The following is a 19,169-nucleotide window of genomic DNA, read 5'->3' as shown; positions in this document are numbered from 1 at the left end:
AAAAAAAGGGAGCGCATAGACTCCCCTTTTCCCGGAAGCATTTCTGCTCCCAATTTTCTTAATTATATCGTTCTTTCCAAACTCTCGCAATATATCTTATTCCGCATTAACTGGCTGTAAGATCCCCATATCGGAGATCAACAGCCAGTAAATACCCGATTGGTTCGGGACTGCAGGATGCAGGTCACAAAGGCGTTGCAACAGGACGTTGCGAACTTAGCCTTTGTTCAGCTAATCAGTGAAAAACCACTACTGATTGAAGTTTCACTTTATTGTAAAATAGGTTCCTCTTCCTCGACGACAGCCGGTTGGAAGTCTCCACCGAAAATGGATCGCTCGAGCAATTCTGCGATGTCGTACGTGCCAACTTTGTCTTCCACTTCGATCGCCTTCGTTCCGTCCGAAAGCATCGTCAAGCAGTACGGACATCCGGAGGAAATAATGCCCGGGCTCACTTCCATCGCCTGTTCCGTACGTGCAACGTTGACTCGATGTCCTGTATCCTCTTCCATCCACATGAGTCCGCCGCCCGCTCCACAGCACATGCCGTCCTGGCGGTTCCGCTTCATCTCAACGAGGTTGACGCCTGGAATCGCTTTGAGGATCTCCCTCGGTGCATCGTACACATCGTTATATCTGCCAAGGTAGCACGAATCATGGAATGTGATCGTTTCATTGATTTCATGGACCGGCTTCAGCTTCCCTTGCATGACAAGGTCGTACAGCATCTCAGTATGGTGTAGAACTTCCGCCTTGAAGCCGAAATCCGGATATTCGTTCTTAAAAATATTATATGCATGCGGGTCGATCGTGACGATCTTCTTGACGCCCGCTTTTTCAAATTCATCGATATTGCCTGTTGCAAGTTCCTGGAATAAAAACTCATTCCCTAAACGTCTCGGCGTGTCGCCGGAGTTCTTCTCTTTATTTCCAAGGATAGCGAACTTGATGCCCGCTTCGTTCATGAGATGCGCGAAAGCAAGCGCAATCTTTTGCGAACGGTTGTCGAAAGCACCCATCGAGCCGACCCAGAACAGATACTCAAACTCTTCGTCCGCTTTCTTCATTTCCTTCACTGTTGGAATATGAAGATCTGGACGTGCGTCGCGCCAGTTCTCCTTCTCTTTTCGGTTAAGCCCCCACGGATTCCCTTGTCGTTCGATATTCGTCATCGCACGCTGCGCATCCGCGTCCATCTTCCCTTCCGTCATGACGAGATAACGGCGGAGGTCAATAATTTTATCGACGTGTTCGTTCATGACTGGACATTGGTCTTCACAGTTACGGCACGTCGTACATGCCCAAATTTCCTCTTCGGTAATGACATCGCCAATTAGGGATGGGTTGTAAATATCGTCGAGCGTCGCGCCTTCCAAACCAGCGGCCAACGCGATTTGATTCCCTTTCGTATTTCCGAAAGCGAATGTCGGCACCCACGGCTGTTTCTTCGTGACGAGCGCCCCCGTATTCGTCAAGTTATCACGCAGTTTTGTAATCAAATCCATCGGAGAAAGCATCTTGCCCGTCCCGGTCGCTGGACACATATTCGTACAGCGTCCACATTCTACGCACGCGTAAAAGTCAATCATCTGCTTTTGCGTAAAATCGGTGATCTTGCCTACTCCAAGCGCAGGCATATCATCTTCGTCTTCCGCTTCTTCAAGCGCTTCAAAGTCGATCGGCGCAAGCTTACCTCTGCGGTCAAAACGCATCATATACGTATTGACAGGACCTGCGATCAAGTGCGCGTGCTTTGATTGCGGCACGTACACGAGGAATGTGAGCAACGTCAGCAAGTGAATCCACCATGCGATGAAGAAGACGACTGCAGCGGCTGTCGGACTCATAAAGCTGAAAACGCTTGCAATTGCAGACGCCATAGGCTCCGTCCACGTCGGTTCATGCCCTTGCCAAATCATGTTCATGCCGTTTGATACGAGTGTCGACACCATAAGTGTACCGATGAAAATAAGGACAAGCCCTGATTTCCAGCCTCGCTTCAAGCGGACAAGCTTTTCAACATAACGGCGTTGGAATGCCCAAACGACCGCGACCAAAATGACAGCTACAACGATTTCCTGGAAAAACGTAAATCCGCCGTAAATTGGTCCAAACGGTAAATGCGAGCCAGGCTTCAGCCCTTTCCAGAAGAGATCGATCGCCCCAAATTGGACGAGCAGGAATCCATAGAAGAACATAACGTGGATCGCTCCACTTTTCTTATCCTTCAATAGCTTTTTCTGCCCGAACACATTCACCCAAACTTCTTTCAGACGGCGGGACACATTATTGTCGAACTCTTCCTTCCGTCCAAGCTTTATGAATTCGACCCGTGTCTTGATCAAATACGTGAACAATGCAAGTGCATATGCCACAACCGCCAAGAAAAGAACCCAGTTAGCTATCAATAAAGCATTCATTTTGTATTCTCTCCTTCCCTTATCGGAACGTTATGAATAGTGTAGTAGAAAATAAGTATTGTGTCGATGTTCTATTTCATAGTCTAAGTTATGAATGAGCATTCAGTCAACGTAAATTTTTATGTAGGGATAATTTTTAGAGCATTTCGAATGGGAGTTTATTGACATGAGGGAGATTGCATAGGGCTTGTGTGGATGCGCTTTGGACGCAGGGGGATGCGCTTTGGACGCGAGGATGCTTGTTTTGGACGCAGGGGGGCGCGCTTTGGACGCGAGGATGCTTGTTTTGGACGCAGGGGGACGCGCTTTGGACGCGAGGATGCTTGCTTTGGACGCAGGGGGACGCGCTTTGGACGCGAGGGTGCTTGCTTTGGACGTAGGTGTGTTTGTTTCAACATCAAAAACAGCTTCCGGTCATATTTCATCCCGAAAGCTGTTAATTTCATTGATCTTATAAAGGGATCCACCAAACAACTGACGGGCTTTTTTGATAGCATGGGCGTCAATTCCAAGGAGCACCGATGTTGAAGGACCGGCCGATGAACGGATGTCGACATCCGTTTCAATCTCGATGTGTGGATTCCCCATCAACCTTCTATATTCCGCAAGAATTCCTTGCGATCCGACAGGCCAGATTTTTTGAATCAACCCGCCGGCCATCGCTTCCTTAATCAACCCCAACGAGGCAATTTCTTCCCGCCTTTCAAGCACTTCATTCCCAACGAGAGGCGTTCCGTAGACATACCATTCCAGCCCGTCAACATCCTCAACTGACCGTTGCTTACCGATCATCGTAACTGCAACAGCCGATTGCATAAGCTGCATATTCGTCTCCGTGCTGCCTGTAATGACGGGCATTTCCACGTTCGCTTCCCGGAAAACATCCTCCACTCCTGCCACGTAAGAGTTCCAGCTGTCCGGGCCCGTAAAATTATGAATGAGGACGGAAACAGGATCCGCGTGCGCAGCCCACTGCTCGAGCAACGCGACGCGGGCGGCGAAATGCGCCGTCACTCGATCGGGAACTGCCACAATATCATGCGGCTTCTCCCCGATTCCGCCCGAATTATCCGTCGTAATGACGAGCCCATCGCCGAGCGCGACCGCATTCCTCATCGGACAATCCCGAATCTGCCGCTAGCCGCTTTAGAAAGAACCGGCATGACAACTGCCGCCACTATGGCATTCACGACTGTTGCCAATAAAATCGCGGGCACCGCCCCGACAAAAAACGCTGGCGACACGAGGAAATAAAATGGCAGCGGCGCAAGCAACCCGTTCGCAACGATGAAGAACACCCACTTTGAGGAGTGGTGGCCCGCTTTATGAAGACGCGCGAAACCATAAAGGATGGTCATCATTTCAATCGCGATCAAAATATGGAATGGACCGAGCGGAAAACCCGCGTACATGGCGGACGCGAGATGGCCCGTCATCGAGGCGGCTCCGACGAGTACAGGCGGCAAGAAGGATGCCGCAAGCAGCGCCGGCACCGTATCAAGCGCTAAAGAGCCGACTCCGGACGGGATTTTAATGAACCCGCCCACCGCGCAAAGTGCCGCAAATAATGCGGTGAGCGTCATTTTTCTAAGTTTCATCGTCAATCCTCTTTCTTTTTCGCTTTCTCATTTCCAGTACGGAACACTTTCGCACTGCGGACGTATTCATTATCAGGAACACCAAGACGCGCATTGACGATGCGTGCCGCGACGAAAAGGTAGTCCGATAGACGGTTCAAGTACTTTTGAACAGTCCCCGGCACGTCTTCCTCGGCCTTCATCAACGTCACCGTCAACCGTTCCGCACGACGCGTAACCGTACGTGCGATATGCAATGTCGCTGCAGCAGGCGATCCACCCGGCAAAATGAATTTCTCAAGCGGCGGCGCTTCTTCCATCAAATCGTCGATCCGCTTCTCAAGCACTTCGATCGGCTCTTCAGTTAGCTTGTAATGGCGCTCTTTCATAACATTCGCCAAATCACCGCCGCCATCGAATAATTCATTCTGAATCGCTTCCAAATCCGCAAGCAAATCCGCGAACTTTGCTCCATCGAGCTCCGTCATCGCCTTGCCGATGAACGAATTCAATTCATCCATCGTCCCGTACGCTTCAATGCGGACACTGTCCTTGTCGACACGCCCTCCGATCAAGCTCGTTTTTCCTGTATCGCCAGTTTTCGTATAGATTTTCATATGATTTCTCCCCTTTTCTTCAATGTTTGTGCAAGCCCGTACCAAATTCTCGTCACGTCATCCGCCTGCGCGATTAACCGCTGGTACAGCCGGCCGCAAGTATCCCGCAGCTTCCGCTGTTCCGCATCCATCGGCACAATTCCTCGTCCGATGTCGGTTAGGATGAAAACGACATCCTTGCCTTCAATCGATTTCAAAATGAATTCCACCGCTTCCGCTTCAGTCAGCTCCGTCTGCGCAAGCCATTGCTCAATACGATCGATGACGACCGTCACATCTACCGGAAGCTCCAACTCACCGACGGAGCAATCGACCCACTGATGCGGAACATTTGCAAGCATCCTCTTCACATACTCTCTTTTCCCGTTATGGGCACCTCCGATAATGACACGCAACGTCCGCCCTCCTTCATTTCGTCGTGATTGCGCCACTCAAGCTTCCAAATGGACCCGTGCCGAATTTGCCATGACCAGAAATCCTGCGGGTCCGGTGAAAATTGCGTGAGCGCAATACGGATCGGGCCGCCGTGTGTGACGACAACCGAGCCATTCGGCAATGAAATCAATGCTTCCATTACACGACGCTCCATTTCCGCCAAACTTTCCCCGCCGCGAGGTGCAAACGTATGCGGATCATCAAGCCAATTCCGATAGTCCTTATCCATTTCAAGGTCGGCATACGTTTTCCCTTCAAAATCACCGAAATGGCATTCACGCAATCTTGCATCCGCTATATAATCCGCGTCAGGCATTAACAACTCCGCACTTTGCCGCGCCCTCAGCAGATCGCTCCCATAAACGATTCCGCTGGCAGGCATCGGAAATGTCCGAGCACGTTCGCTCACCTGTTCAATCGGCTCATCCGTCCACCCGATATATTTCCTCTCACGATTTCCAACCGTCGGCAAATGCCGAATCAAATACAAATGATGATCACTAGCCATATCAACGCCTCCGTCCCTTCGATGAACGCCCCGCATAAGTCGCCCGAGACGCCGCCGAAATGCTTCAACGACCAGCTTCTGAAAAGGAATACAGCTCCACTTATAGCAATGAGGAATACGACAGGCAAGATGATGGAATGAAGCACAAAGCCAAGTGCTGCGACAACCGCAAGTCCTATACCAATCGACGACGCCATCAGTGTCCCTGTCGCCAGCTTCTCCTTAAAGAAATGGGCAATTCCTCTCTCTTTCGCAAGGCGCGTCGTTGAAAAGTAGACGTTCATGCTTGCACGCGCGAGTAGCGGAACGGCAATGAAGTACGACAGAAGACCAGTATTGCGATGAAGCAATTCTTGAAACAAAGCGATTTTCACAATGATCAACAGGACAAGCGCCATCGTCCCGAACGCGCCGATACGCGGATCGTCCAAAATTTCCAACCGTTTTTCACGATCGCGATACGAAAAAAATGCGTCTCCCATATCCGCAAATCCATCCATATGCAGGCCGCCCGTCAGCGCGATGCCTGCCACGACGACGAAAACTGCGGCGAGCAACGAACCTGTGACGATTACTTCCACAAAGAGCCCTGCCGTGCCAAACATCGCAAGCCCGATAAGCCCTCCGACAAACGGCAGTGCAATATACATCCCCGTCACGTCTTTCCGTTCCATCGGCAGCTCTTTGCGGATCGGGATGGACGTGAAAAATTGAAGTGCGAGCAACAAACCGTTCACATCAGTCCACCTGCCCCGCGATGACCGACAGGACGAACGGCCAATCGACGTGCGTTTTCACATGTTCCGCCCAAGCATCGTACACATCGGTTCCGGCTGGCGCCTCAGTCATCGGCCGGTCCATGTCTTCCTCTTCGATCCCGTGATTCATCTTATGCGGAATGATCCCGGCGACGCGAATGCCCGTGTAGGATTCGATAAAGTCGACACCTTCTTGGAATAAAGTGGCGTCCCCGTGGAATTTATTGATGATGATCCCTTTTATACGAGCCCGGTGTTCTGGCTCCAGCAATTGAAGCGTCCCGACAATCGATGCGATCGCGCCGCCCCGGTCGATATCCGCCACGAGCAGCACAGGAACGTCAGCCATATCCGCCACACGCATATTGACAATTTCCCGATCGTTCAAGTTCACTTCCGCGGGACTTCCCGCCCCTTCGATGACGACCGTGTCAAACGATTCCGCGAGTCGATCGAGCGAAGTCCAGATTGCTTGTAAACCGCGTTCGAAAAACTGCGCCCGATATTCCATCCCGTCCACCGCTTCGAACGTCTCCCCGAAAAACCGCACGTCCGATTTCATATTGCCTAACGGCTTTAACAGAATCGGGTTCATTTCAATGACCGGCTTCGTCCGCGCCGCTTCCGCCTGCAGAAACTGCGCCCGGCTCATCTCTTTCCCGTCTTCCGTTGTGGCGGAAAATCGCGACATGTTCTGCGATTTGAATGGGGCGACCCGCATCCCTTCGTCTGAAAGCAGCCGGCATAACGCCGTGCAGATCATCGTCTTTCCGACATCCGAAGCCGTTCCCATCACCATGATCCCTTTCATCGCACAGCCACCCGCCCTTCCTTTTTCCAATACTGCGGCAGTCCGCAGTCCATCTCGATCGCGTCATCGCTTATGCCGACGAGGTGTTGATGCAACTTGCCGATCCACCTGCAGTATGTTTGTGTCTCTTCATACTTTGAAGTTGGTTCATCCAGCACTTCATTTGAAACGATGATGAAATGCACTGCCTTTTCACGGATGTTGTCGATCGTTTCAAAAAGGCGTGCCGCTTTCTTTTCCATGCGTCCTTTTTTGTGGATGCAATATGTACCGTCCTGTTCTTCATACAGTTCATTCGCCAGCCAAGTCGTTAAGCAATCCCATAGGACGAAATCGTTTTGTTGAATGAAAGGCAATGCCCCGGCAAGGTCGACCGGTTGTTCAATAGTCGTCCAGCTCGCGTCCGCCCGGTCCAGCTTATGCTTTTCAATCCGCTGCTTCATTTCTTCATCAACTGCGCGACCGGATGCGATATAGACGAGCCTGCCGCTGCAATTTGCGGCCTCTTCAACGAGCAGTCGTTCCGCAAATGCACTTTTGCCGCTCCGCACGCCGCCGCTAATGAACGTCAGTTTTCCTCCCATGAAATCGGACCACCTTTCCTTACCTTTCGTCAGTTATGAGCGCAGTTCCATCTGTTATGAGCGCACCTGCGAGCTCTCTCCGTAATTCTTCCATTGCCGCACTGCTTTTCATGCAGATGCGGAGCCAGCGTCCTTCCATCCCGCGGAAGTTTTCCGAATGGCGGAGGACGATGCCTTTCGCGAGCATATCCTTGTACAGTTCTTCCGCATCTTGCGGCTTGAATGATAAGAAATTCACTTCTGAATCAGTCACCGCGCAGCCGAATTGTCTCAAGAAGGCTGTCATTTTTTCACGTTCCATCCCAGCATGACGGATTGCCGCTTCACGGTACGCTTCTTCGCCAAGACAAACCGCACCGATTACGGCCGCCATCCCATTGACATTCCAATGCGGTGCCGCAGATTTCATCTCCGCGATGACATCCGGATGCCCAACGACGTACCCGAGGCGGATGCCAGGGATCGCGTACATCTTCGTCATTGAGCGCACGATGATGACATGCGGAAATTCGTTCAACTCATGAATGAACGATCTGCTTTCATCAATGAAATCGATGAACGCCTCATCGAGAACAACTTCGCATTCCACTTCCTTCGCCTTCCGGATGACCGCAAGTACATCCTCTCGCTCTGGCATGACGCCCGTCGGATTGTTCGGCGTGCATATGTATATGACTGATACCTCTGCAAGACGAGCTAAAATCAAGTCAACCGGTAGCTTGAAGCCGCCTGCCTCGGAAGCGATGACTCGTTCAATCTCCACTCCCTTCGCCTGCAACGTCGCCTCGTATTCCGAAAATGTCGGATGGACGACGATTGCCCGCTTCCCTCGGTATCGTTCCGCAATGAGCGACAAAATTTCCGCCGCACCGTTGCCTGCAAACACCGATGCCCTTGGAACGCCATGATATTCTGCCACCTTCGACAGAAAAGGCTCGCCTGACGGGTCTGGGTAGGCGTGTAATCGCGTCACAAGATTCGGCCACAAATCGATGACAGCCCGCGGAGGCCCCGCCGGATTACAGTTTTCACTGAAATCAAGTATCCGCGCAGGCGGAGTCATGCCGAGCTTCTCGTAGACATGGTGAGGATTCGCCCCGTGTTCAGGTAATTGCATAGAAAATCACTCCAATGATCGTCATAAGTATCCAAAAGGCGAAAGATGCGGCATGCATTTGCCCGATCGCCGATTTGATGTGCGCCGCTTGCACTGGCTTCAATCCGGGGCCGATTTCCGGCCGTTCCGAAACGATTCCCCGGTATGTACTTTTCCCTCCTAATGTGACGCCGAGCTGCCAAGCAGTCGCTGCTTCTAGGAATCCGCTGTTCGGGCTCGGATGGTTACGCGCATCTTTGCTCCAGCCGAAGAATCGTTTCCGGAAAGAGATGCCCCCTTCATTTGGAGTGAACACTAGGATGAGGAAGCCCGTAATCCTTGCGGGGATGAAGTTCAGGACATCGTCGGCGCGCGCGGAAAACTTGCCGAAATCACGATAACGATCATCTTTATAGCCGATCATCGAATCGAGTGTGTTCACAGCTTTGTACATCCATAATCCCGGCGCACCGAAAAGGAATGCCCAAAACAACGGAGACGTAACGCCGTCTGCCGTGTTTTCCGATACTGTTTCGATCGCACCGCGGGCAATACCGCTTTCCTTCAGCTTGTCGGTGTCGCGGCCGACAATCCAAGAAAGCTTCGTCCGAGCTTCTTCTAGGTTACCAGTTTCAAGCGGTGTGTACACGTCGAGCGCGGCGTCCTTCAAGCTTTTCTGGGCAAGGCCGATTGCAATGAGAATGGCTTCGACGACAATCCCGACAGCGATATGTAGTTGGTAGGCTGACCAGACGATCGCAAGAACAATCGCTGTTACGAGGAACACAGTTATGAACAGCATTCCAGCGCCTTTCAGTATGCGGGTACGCCCTTCGTTCAAGAGCGCGGTAAGCTTCGAGATGAATGTGCCGATCCAGCGGACGGGATGCGGCCAGTTCGGGGGATCCCCGATGACGCGGTCGAGGAGGAACCCGATCGCGATTGCAACAAAATGGGCTTGCATTATGACGTCCAGCCTTTCGCTTTTTTATACGCCTGTATCGCGCGGACCGTGCAGTCGTAGACGCCGTGGCCGATTAGTTTGCCAAGTGGAGTGATCGGGCCTGCATACGGCAGATGCTCCCCTATCTGTGTCGCTGCGACGAGGAGGCTGTCGGTCGATGTGCCGGTCGCGATCGTTCCGGTGAGCGGGTCTTTGACGCTTTCGGTTTGGAGCGCTTTCGTTTTCGCTTCGGTTGCGGTGATCATCGCCTGAATGAAAGCTTCTTCGGGCAGCTCACCGTTAATGATGACCCACGTATTGATCGTGCCAATTCGTTGTTCTCTTTCAAGCGCCTGCGAGACGTCTACGGCATTGCCTACGCCTGCTGTCACCATGACGAGGACGGTGCCGAAATCGCCTTCGTATTCACCGATTTCTGCGTGCTCTGTCGTGACGGCTGTCATCATGCCGACGGTGTCTGATAGAGGAAAGCCGTTTTGCTCGAGGTAGGCGGACATTTCCGCTTTGACGTCGTCGCAGTTATAATTCGCGTCGACGTGGCGGTTGACGAATGCGCGGTACCAGCCGAAACCGGCATTCACGACTGCGGACGATACCGTTTTCAATGGTTGGTTGACCTGTAATGAAACGTGTTCCGCATTGACGGTGAAGTTTCCTTTATTGACGGTGAACGGGTTACTTTCCTCAATTTTGTGAGGGAGAAGTGTCATTTGCGGCTTCGGCAGTTCCGGATGGGGCTGTGTTTTGACGCGTGCGTTATACACTTTGCTGATTGTCGCCTCGCGGATGACGTCCTGCGGTTCGCCTAAAATAGCAATTTCCCCTTTTTCCATGAGAAGCAGTCTGTCGCAATAAAGCGAGGCGAGGTTAACGTCATGGAAGACGGAGATGATCGTGACGCCTTTTTCGATTGCATGGTTACGGATCGTGTCGAGCAATTGTTGCTGGTGGGCGATGTCGAGATGGTTCGTCGGTTCGTCGAGCAGAAGGATTGGTGCTTCTTGCGCGAGCGCTTGTGCAACGAAAACCCGTTGCTGTTCGCCCCCTGAAAGCAGTTCGATCGCTGTATCTTTGTAGCGTGTGACGCCAGTGTATTCGAGCGCTTCCGTCACCGCCCGCTCGTCTTCATCGGACCAAGACGAAAAAAGCCCGGTCTGGTGCGGATACCTGCCGAGCGCAACGGTGTCTTTGACAGTATGCGAGAAGGCGTGCGCATGGAGCTGCGGAAGGACTGCCACCTTTTTCGCGAACTGTTTTTGGGAATAAACCGAGGCATCCTCTCCGTCGATCAGGACGGTTCCAGTTTTGGCTGGCAAGATGCCCGAAATGATTTTCAGCAACGTCGATTTGCCGCTGCCGTTCGGGCCAAGGATGCCGAGGATTTCCCCTTTTTTCACACGGAATGAGATGTTTTTGACGATCGGCTCTTTGCCGTATCCCCCGGTGAGGTTGTCGACTTGCAGCATATTACATGGCCCCTTTCCTTCTCTGTCTATAGAAAATGTACGCGAACACTGGCGCACCGATGAACGCCGTAATGACGCCGACCGGGAGCTCAGATGGCGAGATAATTGTCCGGGCGATGAGATCGCAAATGATGAGCAAACTTGCGCCATTCAAGAATGACAGCGTGAGCAAATGCCGGTGATCGGCCCCCCACATGAGGCGTGTCATATGCGGAACGACGAGGCCTACGAAGCCGATCGTGCCGGATACCGCTACAGCCGATCCAGTCAAAATGGATCCACCGATGAGAATCATGAATTTCCGGCGTTTGACGTTGACGCCTAAATGATGGGCGCGTTCCTCACCAAACAGCATGGCGTTCAACTCCCTCCGGTTCATCCAAAGAATGAAGGAACCGATGACGACGAACGGCAGCACCATGACGATATAATTCCAACCTCGCATCGATACACTGCCGAGGAGCCAGCCGATAATTTGCCGCAGCTCTTCTCCAGTGAGCGCGATCATAAGCGACAGTACAGAGCCTAAAAATGAACCGAAAATGATTCCAGTTAAGATGATTGTCTCCATTTTCATAGAACGGTCGACAAGCCTTGCGAAGCCGATGACGAGGAACATCGTCAAGGCGGCTCCCGTCATGCTGAAGACCGGTAATGTGTATGTGCCTAAAATTGGAATCGACAAACCGAAAAAGAGTGTCACGACAGCACCCACCGAGGCGCCGGATGACACTCCGAGTGTGTAAGGATCTGCGAGCGGATTTTTCAGCAATCCTTGGAATGCGGCCCCGGAAATTGCGAGCGCCGCACCGACGAGGCCGGCTAATATGACGCGTGGCATCCGGATTTTCCATAGAATATTAGTCGCTGTCGTATCCGACGAATCCCAAAACGTGCTGATCGGAATTTTAACGGTTCCAATCGAAACACCGAGCCATACCGCCACGATCAATGTGGCGGCGGACACGATGTAGGCAATTGCAGATTTATTCACTGAACGCCTCTGGATAGACAGCCTTCGCTATTTCTTCAAGTCCGAGTGCGAGACGTGGGCCTGTGCGGCTCGTCAAGTTTTCGTCTACTTGGACGACTCGGTCTTCCTTCACAGCAGTGATGTCGCTGAAGCCATCGCGGTTTTTCACGCTTTCCACAATATCCGGCACATAGCTGTACATGACAATGATGACGTCAGGGTTTTGCTTAACGATTTCTTCCGGGCTGATCATAACCCAGTCTTCTTCCGTCACAACGTTTTCCGCGCCGATCATGTCAAGGATTTGCTGCATGAACGTATTTTTGCCCGGTGCATAAATTTCCGGTGCATCCGATGTTTCGATGAATACGCGTTTTTTATTCTCGACGTTTGCTGTTTTCGCAAGAACTTCTTCGACCTTCGCTTTCATGTCCTCAACGATTGTTGCGGCTTCTTCCGTTTTACCGGTTGCCTTGCCGATAGTTTCGATTGTTTCATATGTCTGTTCGAAATCCGCCGCATTTTTCACGACGAATACGTTAATTCCCGCGTCGCGGAGTTGTTGAAGCCCTTCATCGCCTGTGCCGAGCATGGACTCATGCGCGAAGACGACATCCGGCGTCATTGAGACGATTTTTTCAACGTTGAATTCCATACCACCGATTTTCTCTTTTTCAAGTGCTTCTTCAGGGTAATTGTCCCAGTCATTGACTCCGACGATTTCATCGTTCAAACCGAGCGCGAATAAAATTTCCGTGTTGCTCGGAATCATGGAGACGATCGTTTCAGGTGCTTCTTCGAGTGTTATGTCATTGCCGACTGCGTCCGTTAATGTGACCGGGAATTCGGCTACTTCCTCAGATGTTTGATCCTCTGTTTGCGAGCTGCCGTTTACCGGTGTGTCGTCTTTCTTTGCATCGTCCGTGCCGCATGCTGTGAGCAAGAACGTTGCAAGGATTGCTGTTAGCCAAAGTTGCCAAAACTTTTTCATTCTGATTTCCTCCTGTTTGTTCCAAATAAAAATCCCCCGTTTTGTGGACGGAGGAATGTGCTTAGTAAAAATACAGCTACGAAAGGACGTGCCGATTTCCACCAAACCTATCCTCGTAGGGTACGGGTGACTCATGAAGGCAGGTCTCCTGGCTCATGCTCATCGCGTACCGCGCCTTCCCGGAATCTCTTCCAGTGGCATGTTGCAGCTTGCGAGCACTTACAGTGGCGGGACCGCGCCGGAATCAAACCGGCTTCCCTTTTAACCCCGGCGTTGACGGCGGGGCACCTTCATGTTTGGTTATGTAATTGATGTTCGGATTAATTATACTACAGTTTTGGAAGTTGTCGAGAGAGGGTTTATTCTGCATGCTTCACGTAGTACGAAGGTAACAAGATGAGTATTACTCCGCTAGATTGCACCATAACTTGTTTAAACTCGCGCATAACCTTGCCGACTGCTTTCGCTATGAGTTCTCGTGAAAAAGAATGGGTCTTCACGTTGGATGAATGGACCTTTGTACAAAAGAATGGACCTTCACGCGGGATGAATGGACCTTGGCGTGATTGAAATGGGCCCTCGTTGAAGTAAATATAAAAACGCCCCTCCGCTAGCAGAGGGGCGTGACATAATTACATTCTTTCCGGTGCGGCAACGCCGATGAGTTTCAACGCATTCGCAATTGTCGTGCGTGTTGCTGTGATCAATGCGAGACGTGCTTCGGACAAGTCGCGGTTATCCGGGTCGAGCACTTTTTCAGCATTGTAGAAGCTGTGGAATTCCGCAGCGAGCTCCTGGATATAGTTCGTAATCCGGTGCGGCGAGCGGAGTCTTGCCGCATCGCTGACGGCACGCGGGAAATCGCCGAGTTTCTTCAACAGTGACAATTCTTTTTCTGTCTGCAATAAATCAACATGATCCGTTGAAGCGGCAAGATTCTTTTCCTCCGCTTGGCGAAGGATCGATGAAATGCGGGCATGCGCGTATTGCGAATAGTAAACCGGGTTTTCATTCGACTGCGAAATCGCCAAATCCAAGTCGAAGTCCATTTGTGAATCGGCGGAGCGCATCGCAAAGAAATAACGGACAGCGTCCAAGCCGACTTCTTCAACGAGTTCGCGCAGAGTGACCGCTTTTCCGGTACGCTTGCTCATTTTGAATTTCTCGCCGTCTTTATACAACTGCACCATTTGCGCAACTTCCACTTCGAGCGTGTCGCGGTCGTAGCCAAGCGCCTCGATCGCCGCTTTCATCCTTGGAATGTAGCCGTGGTGGTCTGCTCCCCAAATGTTGATGAGCTTATCGAAGCCGCGGCGCAATTTATCCTCATGGTACGCGATGTCCGGCGTCAAATACGTGTACGAGCCGTCATTTTTAATGAGGACACGGTCTTTATCATCCCCGAACGTCGTCGAACGGAACCATGTTGCTCCTTCTTCCTCGAACACATGGCCATTTGCACGCAATTTATCGAGCGCGATGCCGATTTTGCCGTCCGTATAGAGCGATGTTTCCGAAAACCAGTTGTCGAACGGAACGCGGAAATCTTCCAAGTCCTTCTTCAACTTCGCCAATTCGAACTCAAGGCCGTACTTCCGGAAAAACTCCTGACGCTCTTTTTCGCCGACGTTCACGTACTTGTCGCCGTATTCCTCTGCAAGCTTCTCACCGATATCGATGATGTCCTGTCCATGGTAGCCGTCTTCCGGCATTTCTTTTTCAAGACCTAATGCTTGGAAGTATCGCGCCTCGACTGAAAGGGCCAAGTTATTCACTTGATTGCCCGCGTCATTGATGTAATATTCCCGTGACACGTCGAATCCTGCGAAATCGAGAATATTGCACAATGAATCCCCGATCGAGGCTCCGCGCGCATGTCCTAAGTGCAAGTCGCCCGTTGGATTCGCAGAGACGAATTCGACTTGGACTTTTTCATTTTTACCGTATGTTGAACGGCCGTAATCCGCTCCTTGAGCAAGTACCGTTTTGACGACTTCCCCTAAATAATCACTTTTCAGCTTGATGTTAATGAATCCTGGACCAGCGATTTCCAATTCCTTGATGGAAGTCGAAGACGTGTCCAATTTTTCAAGAATAGCTTCTGCAATTGCACGAGGAGGCTTTTTTGCGATCTTCGTCAATTGCATCGCGATATTCGTAGCATAATCCCCGTTGTCTTTGTTTTTAGGTGTTTCGAGGATGATATCCGGCATTACGGATTCATCAGCAAGTCCTGAAGCGAGAACTGCCTCGCGGAATGCGTCTTTTATTTCCTGTTGTATCTTTTCAACTGCGTTCATTTTTGTCCCTCCGTAAAGTAAATCGTCAATTCGTGCCTGCCTAGCAATGCGCCTTCCGCATGCAGTTCATAATGAGCTATGAATTTGTCCGCCCCGACTTCAAGCTTCGTCGTTTTCACGAGGAGATCGAAAGTTGTAGGACCGCTGCCGTATGTACCCGGCCTCATTTCGCCAGTAGAAAACGGCAAGCGCATTTGAACAGCTCCGCTCCGCATGATCAATGCGTCTCCATCTTCCAACTTCACCGTCGTTCGAACTTGCTGGCCGTTCAGATCTTCCACAAATCGCAAGTACGTCTTTCCGGCTTTTTCAATCAACGCCCCCGAAGCTTGAAGCTCGTGCTTGTCCGCAGCCTGTCCAACGTGACGGATCGTTGATTCGAGCCGGACATCGACGTTTTGCCCTTCCTTGTTTGATTCCACTCTTGCACCGCCCTTGACGTTCAAAATATCTATTCATTATATCGTTTTTCCCCGCACTATTCCAATAGATCGTGATAAATCTATGCTTTTCGCCGATTTGCCGTTTAACTTTTGCGCTCTGGTTCCATACTGATTGGAAAGAACGGTGGGAGAAGGGATTGTATGAGAAGAGTCGATTATATAAAGAAAAAGAAAAGACATAATTTCGTTCGGCGGATCGCCCTATTGATCGTAACGGCACTGACTGCGCTTTTCACTATGTTTCTATGTCTTCGACTTTACGCGCAAATTACGGGTGCCCCTTCGCTGAGCGTGCCGAAAGCGAGCGTGTTTCTTGATAAGAACGGGAAGCAGATCGGCGATAAGTTTTCAGCGGAGCGCCGTTATTGGGTGAATCTTGATGAAATTTCTCCGTTTCTGATCGATGCTGTCATCGCGACGGAAGACCGAAATTTTTATGAGCATAACGGGTTTGATTACAAACGGATTGCCGGAGCCGTGTTGAAAGACATAAAGACGATGCGGAAAGCGGAAGGCGCAAGCTCCATCACTCAGCAGTATGCCCGGAATTTGTTTTTGACACATGAAAAATCGTGGAATCGAAAAATAAAAGAGGCGCTCTATGCGTATCGCTTGGAAACCTTTTACGACAAGGACGTTATTTTGGAAGGCTATTTGAATACAGTTTATTTCGGTCATGGAATGTATGGCGTCGAGGCGGCGAGCAGGTTTTATTTTGCAAAGTCAGCGGAAGAATTGACGCTTGAGGAAGCCGCGGTGATTACGGCGATCGCGAAAGGTCCGTCCGTTTACGATCCACTGGATAATCCTGAGCGTTCCCGTGATCGCCAATTGCTGATCCTCTCCCTTATGGAAAATCAAGGGTTCATTACAAATGCACAACGGCAGCGCGCGGAAGACGTAGCAGTGACACTGAAAACAGAGGATTGGAAGGATATGAAGCGTGTCGCTCCTTACTTTTTGGATGAAGTGTGGCGGGAAGCGGAACGGATTTTGAGTAAAAAAGGTCGATATCCTGCTGAAGGCGGCTGGACAATCCGAACGACGCTCGATATGCAGCATCAGCAAACAGCCGAGGAATTCATTGATAAATGGATGCCGGATAACGGGCTGCAAGTCGGTTTCATGTCGATGGAGCCTGAAACAGGGAATATCACTTCGCTCGTCGGCGGGATTGATTACAAAGAAAGTCCCTTCAACCGGGTGACGCAGGCGAAACGGCAGCCAGGATCCGCAATGAAGCCGATTTTGTATGCGGCTGCGCTAGAAGATGGCTATAATCCGCTCACATTCATGTCGACGGAACGGACGATTTTCACCTATGACGAAGGCCGTTCTACGTATGAGCCGAAAAACATTAACGGCAAGTTTGCGGGCCATCCGATTTCCCTCGCTCAGGCAATCGCCATTTCGGATAACGTTTACGCTGTGAAGACGCTTGAAGATGTAGGATATAAAAAGTTCAATAAAATGGCGGAGCGGCTTGGTCTTGATGTCGATTTCCAAGAATCCCCCGCCGTCGCTTTAGGCACTTCGACCGTTACGCTGCTTGAAATGACGAATGCGTATAACCGGATTTCGTCGGGCGGGTTGGAAGTGGAACCGACGACGATCTTATCGATCACCGATGCAGATGGGAAAACGGTGTACGAGCAGCCGAAGAAAAGCACGAAACGGGTCATTACCGAGCAGGACGCATTCGTGCTCACCCATTTGATGACAGGCATGTTCGACCCGGTCTTCAACGATTACTCCGTCTCAACAGGGCTGTCGATGCGCTCAAAACAAAAGAGACCGTACGCCGCAAAATCGGGGACGACCATTTCTGACCAGTATTTGATCGGCTACACCCCTTCGCTGACAGCGGGGATTTGGACGGGATACGACATCGGACAGCAATTGACGGAGCTTGAAGACAAGTCCGCCACGAAGAAAATATGGATCGACTTCATGGAGACGGTGCATGCCGGTAAAACACCAGAGCCGTTCATCCCACCGAAGGGCGTGAATGGCGTCATTGTCGATGTAGAAACCGGCGGCATCGCGGTGAACGAATGCTCGAAGCAGCGGCTCATGTATTTAAAGGAAAAAGACATGCCGCAAAAGCTGTGCACCGATAAAAACTTGCGCGAAGAACGCAACGGCGATGACGATGATTCCGGCACGTTTGAACTTTTCCCGTTTTCTTTCTTTGAATAAACAAAAGCGAAGGGCGCCTGCCTAGAAGCGACAGGCATAAGGCGAAGATGCGGCGTGGCGCCTTTTGCCACAAAGCAGCTTTGACTTATGACCCCGAGCTTCTGGCGTCCGGAGCTAGATGATAACAAAAGCGAAAGCCGTTACGGAGAACGGCTTTTGCGAGCACAAGCACTAACAAGATTTGCATAGCAACTTTGCCTTATGAGCTAGCGCCTGAAGTCTGGACGATGAACAAAAGCAAAGGATGGAAATCAAAAAAGCTTTGCCTTCTGAAATAATTCAGTGAGGCAAAGCTTTTTTACCGTCGAACGCAGTCTCGCACATAATGGCTCTTCGCTTGGGTTATGTAGAACCATCAGATTGGCAAGCGCCGCATACTTCGGTTGTCCTAGCTTACAATTGCAAGCTGTAAGTTCAGTGTACTTCCTTTTTCCAAGACATTCAACCTCATAAGTCGTGGAAGTCATCAAATTTCACAGTTTGTTCATAATTCAGGAGAATCGACACCAAGGCCGATGTGCAATTTCGGTTCGCTCCGCTCCCACATTTCGTGATTGTGGCTTGAAAGGAAGTCAGCGAGAATCTGCTTCGACTTGTCGTCCATATGATCGACGATAATATTCCGCTTCATTGACTTGTCCATTTTATTCACATGATCCGCAAGAATTTTATACCCTCTGCGCTTTTCGCGGTTTACGACCATTTCACACGCAGTGACGCCTGCATAATATGGGCCGTCCTCCTTGAAATCGATCGTCACCCAGACGAGCCAGTACGGTTTGCCGCCTTCCGAATCTTCGCGGTTCGTCGTGAATTTCACGCCGCGCTCCGTATCGCTTCGGGCATGCATCGCCCCGATTTCGATGCGTGCCTCCCCTTCTTCGATATCAACGATGACCGGCGAGACGTTTTCGAGTGACAATGATCCGATGCCGAACCCTTTATGTCCATCTGTCGGATCATCTTTTATAATGGTGAATCCCATTTTCTTTTTCGGTTTCTGCTCATTCGTCATTCCTATAACCCC

General features: G+C 50.9%; 19 protein-coding genes and 1 riboswitch. Of the genes, 2 read left to right on the top strand and 17 right to left on the bottom strand.

Annotated elements, in window-relative coordinates; genetic code table 11:
• Window positions 1-269 precede the first annotated feature (269 nt).
• Window positions 270-2,420 (bottom strand): (Fe-S)-binding protein, encoded by a 2,151-nt coding sequence (locus AC0L13_RS02200; protein ID WP_473643505.1) that lies wholly within the window; start codon window positions 2,418-2,420, stop codon window positions 270-272.
• A 223-nt stretch (window positions 2,421-2,643) separates the two neighbouring features.
• Between AC0L13_RS02200 and AC0L13_RS02195 the strand changes: the two genes are divergently transcribed.
• On the top strand, window positions 2,644-2,877 hold the full coding sequence (locus AC0L13_RS02195; protein WP_473643503.1) for a hypothetical protein: 234 nt from the start codon (window positions 2,644-2,646) through the stop codon (window positions 2,875-2,877).
• Here AC0L13_RS02195 and AC0L13_RS02190 read toward each other — a convergent pair.
• The 15 genes from AC0L13_RS02190 to AC0L13_RS02120 all read right to left on the bottom strand — a co-directional run bounded on the left by AC0L13_RS02190 (window position 2,835) and on the right by AC0L13_RS02120 (window position 15,922).
• Window positions 2,835-3,536 (bottom strand): alpha-ribazole-5-phosphate synthase, encoded by a 702-nt coding sequence (locus tag AC0L13_RS02190; RefSeq protein WP_473643501.1) that lies wholly within the window; start codon window positions 3,534-3,536, stop codon window positions 2,835-2,837. The genes AC0L13_RS02195 and AC0L13_RS02190 overlap by 43 nt on opposite strands.
• The gene (locus AC0L13_RS02185) at window positions 3,533-4,018 is read right to left on the bottom strand and encodes an ECF transporter S component (protein WP_473643499.1); all 486 of its coding nucleotides are present in this window, start codon (window positions 4,016-4,018) and stop codon (window positions 3,533-3,535) included. The genes AC0L13_RS02190 and AC0L13_RS02185 overlap by 4 nt, the downstream gene beginning before the upstream one ends.
• Window positions 4,019-4,020: 2 nt before the next feature.
• Entirely contained in the window at window positions 4,021-4,614 is a 594-nt protein-coding gene (locus AC0L13_RS02180; protein ID WP_473643497.1) for a cob(I)yrinic acid a,c-diamide adenosyltransferase, read from the bottom strand.
• Complete coding sequence (locus AC0L13_RS02175) at window positions 4,611-5,009, bottom strand: bifunctional adenosylcobinamide kinase/adenosylcobinamide-phosphate guanylyltransferase (RefSeq protein ID WP_473643495.1); 399 nt, start codon at window positions 5,007-5,009, stop codon at window positions 4,611-4,613. Before AC0L13_RS02175 ends, AC0L13_RS02180 begins: the two co-directional genes overlap by 4 nt.
• Window positions 4,961-5,557, bottom strand: coding sequence for a histidine phosphatase family protein (locus AC0L13_RS02170; RefSeq protein WP_473643493.1), 597 nt, complete (start codon window positions 5,555-5,557; stop codon window positions 4,961-4,963). Before AC0L13_RS02170 ends, AC0L13_RS02175 begins: the two co-directional genes overlap by 49 nt.
• Complete coding sequence (gene cobS, locus AC0L13_RS02165) at window positions 5,530-6,294, bottom strand: adenosylcobinamide-GDP ribazoletransferase (RefSeq protein WP_473643491.1); 765 nt, start codon at window positions 6,292-6,294, stop codon at window positions 5,530-5,532. Before cobS ends, AC0L13_RS02170 begins: the two co-directional genes overlap by 28 nt.
• Before the next feature lies 1 nt (window position 6,295).
• Window positions 6,296-7,126: a cobyric acid synthase gene (locus AC0L13_RS02160; RefSeq protein WP_473643489.1), complete on the bottom strand. Its 831-nt coding sequence runs from the start codon at window positions 7,124-7,126 to the stop codon at window positions 6,296-6,298.
• A complete protein-coding gene (locus tag AC0L13_RS02155) occupies window positions 7,123-7,710 on the bottom strand; it encodes a bifunctional adenosylcobinamide kinase/adenosylcobinamide-phosphate guanylyltransferase (RefSeq protein WP_473643487.1) in 588 nt (195 codons plus the stop codon). Before AC0L13_RS02155 ends, AC0L13_RS02160 begins: the two co-directional genes overlap by 4 nt.
• 19 nt (window positions 7,711-7,729) lie before the next feature.
• Window positions 7,730-8,827 carry a threonine-phosphate decarboxylase CobD gene (cobD, locus tag AC0L13_RS02150; RefSeq protein WP_473643485.1) on the bottom strand — a complete coding sequence of 366 codons (1,098 nt, stop codon included), beginning with the start codon at window positions 8,825-8,827 and terminating at the stop codon, window positions 7,730-7,732.
• Entirely contained in the window at window positions 8,814-9,770 is a 957-nt protein-coding gene (gene cbiB, locus AC0L13_RS02145) for an adenosylcobinamide-phosphate synthase CbiB (RefSeq protein ID WP_473643483.1), read from the bottom strand. Before cbiB ends, cobD begins: the two co-directional genes overlap by 14 nt.
• The gene (locus AC0L13_RS02140; protein ID WP_473643480.1) at window positions 9,770-11,236 is read right to left on the bottom strand and encodes an adenosylcobinamide amidohydrolase; all 1,467 of its coding nucleotides are present in this window, start codon (window positions 11,234-11,236) and stop codon (window positions 9,770-9,772) included. The genes cbiB and AC0L13_RS02140 overlap by 1 nt, the downstream gene beginning before the upstream one ends.
• A gap of 1 nt (window position 11,237) precedes the next feature.
• Window positions 11,238-12,230, bottom strand: a complete 993-nt coding sequence (locus tag AC0L13_RS02135) for a FecCD family ABC transporter permease (protein ID WP_473643478.1) — start codon at window positions 12,228-12,230, stop codon at window positions 11,238-11,240.
• The gene (locus AC0L13_RS02130) at window positions 12,223-13,200 is read right to left on the bottom strand and encodes an ABC transporter substrate-binding protein (protein ID WP_473643475.1); all 978 of its coding nucleotides are present in this window, start codon (window positions 13,198-13,200) and stop codon (window positions 12,223-12,225) included. The genes AC0L13_RS02135 and AC0L13_RS02130 overlap by 8 nt, the downstream gene beginning before the upstream one ends.
• Window positions 13,201-13,321: 121 nt before the next feature.
• Window positions 13,322-13,507, bottom strand: a riboswitch (cobalamin riboswitch).
• Window positions 13,508-13,832: 325 nt separating this feature from the next.
• Window positions 13,833-15,500, bottom strand: coding sequence for an arginine--tRNA ligase (argS, locus tag AC0L13_RS02125; RefSeq protein WP_473643473.1), 1,668 nt, complete (start codon window positions 15,498-15,500; stop codon window positions 13,833-13,835).
• On the bottom strand, window positions 15,497-15,922 hold the full coding sequence (locus AC0L13_RS02120; RefSeq protein ID WP_473643471.1) for a YwiB family protein: 426 nt from the start codon (window positions 15,920-15,922) through the stop codon (window positions 15,497-15,499). The genes argS and AC0L13_RS02120 overlap by 4 nt, the downstream gene beginning before the upstream one ends.
• A gap of 162 nt (window positions 15,923-16,084) precedes the next feature.
• Here AC0L13_RS02120 and AC0L13_RS02115 point away from each other — a divergent pair, with 162 nt between their 5' ends.
• Window positions 16,085-18,142: a transglycosylase domain-containing protein gene (locus AC0L13_RS02115; RefSeq protein ID WP_473643468.1), complete on the top strand. Its 2,058-nt coding sequence runs from the start codon at window positions 16,085-16,087 to the stop codon at window positions 18,140-18,142.
• A gap of 484 nt (window positions 18,143-18,626) precedes the next feature.
• Here the strand turns inward: AC0L13_RS02115 and AC0L13_RS02110 are convergent, their stop codons facing one another.
• Window positions 18,627-19,157 carry a YwhD family protein gene (locus AC0L13_RS02110; protein WP_473643466.1) on the bottom strand — a complete coding sequence of 177 codons (531 nt, stop codon included), beginning with the start codon at window positions 19,155-19,157 and terminating at the stop codon, window positions 18,627-18,629.
• Window positions 19,158-19,169: the final 12 nt, after the last annotated feature.

The sequence above is a fragment of the Sporosarcina sp. QA0331 genome (assembly GCF_055808055.1).
Note: the sequence above shows the minus strand (reverse complement) of the source record. Positions and strands in the feature narration are given on the sequence as shown.

Bases quoted from the DNA above. Each gene is read 5' to 3' on its own strand.
- AC0L13_RS02200 (WP_473643505.1), bottom strand. From the start codon at position 2,420: ATGAATGCTTTATTGATAGCTAACTGGGTTCTTTTCTTGGCGGTTGTG.
- AC0L13_RS02190 (WP_473643501.1), bottom strand. From the start codon at position 3,536: ATGAGGAATGCGGTCGCGCTCGGCGATGGGCTCGTCATTACGACGGAT.
- AC0L13_RS02185 (WP_473643499.1), bottom strand. From the start codon at position 4,018: ATGAAACTTAGAAAAATGACGCTCACCGCATTATTTGCGGCACTTTGC.
- AC0L13_RS02180 (WP_473643497.1), bottom strand. From the start codon at position 4,614: ATGAAAATCTATACGAAAACTGGCGATACAGGAAAAACGAGCTTGATC.
- AC0L13_RS02170 (WP_473643493.1), bottom strand. From the start codon at position 5,557: ATGGCTAGTGATCATCATTTGTATTTGATTCGGCATTTGCCGACGGTT.
- AC0L13_RS02160 (WP_473643489.1), bottom strand. From the start codon at position 7,126: ATGAAAGGGATCATGGTGATGGGAACGGCTTCGGATGTCGGAAAGACG.
- AC0L13_RS02155 (WP_473643487.1), bottom strand. From the start codon at position 7,710: ATGGGAGGAAAACTGACGTTCATTAGCGGCGGCGTGCGGAGCGGCAAA.
- cobD (WP_473643485.1), bottom strand. From the start codon at position 8,827: ATGCAATTACCTGAACACGGGGCGAATCCTCACCATGTCTACGAGAAG.
- cbiB (WP_473643483.1), bottom strand. From the start codon at position 9,770: ATGCAAGCCCATTTTGTTGCAATCGCGATCGGGTTCCTCCTCGACCGC.
- AC0L13_RS02140 (WP_473643480.1), bottom strand. From the start codon at position 11,236: ATGCTGCAAGTCGACAACCTCACCGGGGGATACGGCAAAGAGCCGATC.
- AC0L13_RS02130 (WP_473643475.1), bottom strand. From the start codon at position 13,200: ATGAAAAAGTTTTGGCAACTTTGGCTAACAGCAATCCTTGCAACGTTC.
- argS (WP_473643473.1), bottom strand. From the start codon at position 15,500: ATGAACGCAGTTGAAAAGATACAACAGGAAATAAAAGACGCATTCCGC.
- AC0L13_RS02115 (WP_473643468.1), top strand. From the start codon at position 16,085: ATGAGAAGAGTCGATTATATAAAGAAAAAGAAAAGACATAATTTCGTT.
- AC0L13_RS02110 (WP_473643466.1), bottom strand. From the start codon at position 19,157: ATGACGAATGAGCAGAAACCGAAAAAGAAAATGGGATTCACCATTATA.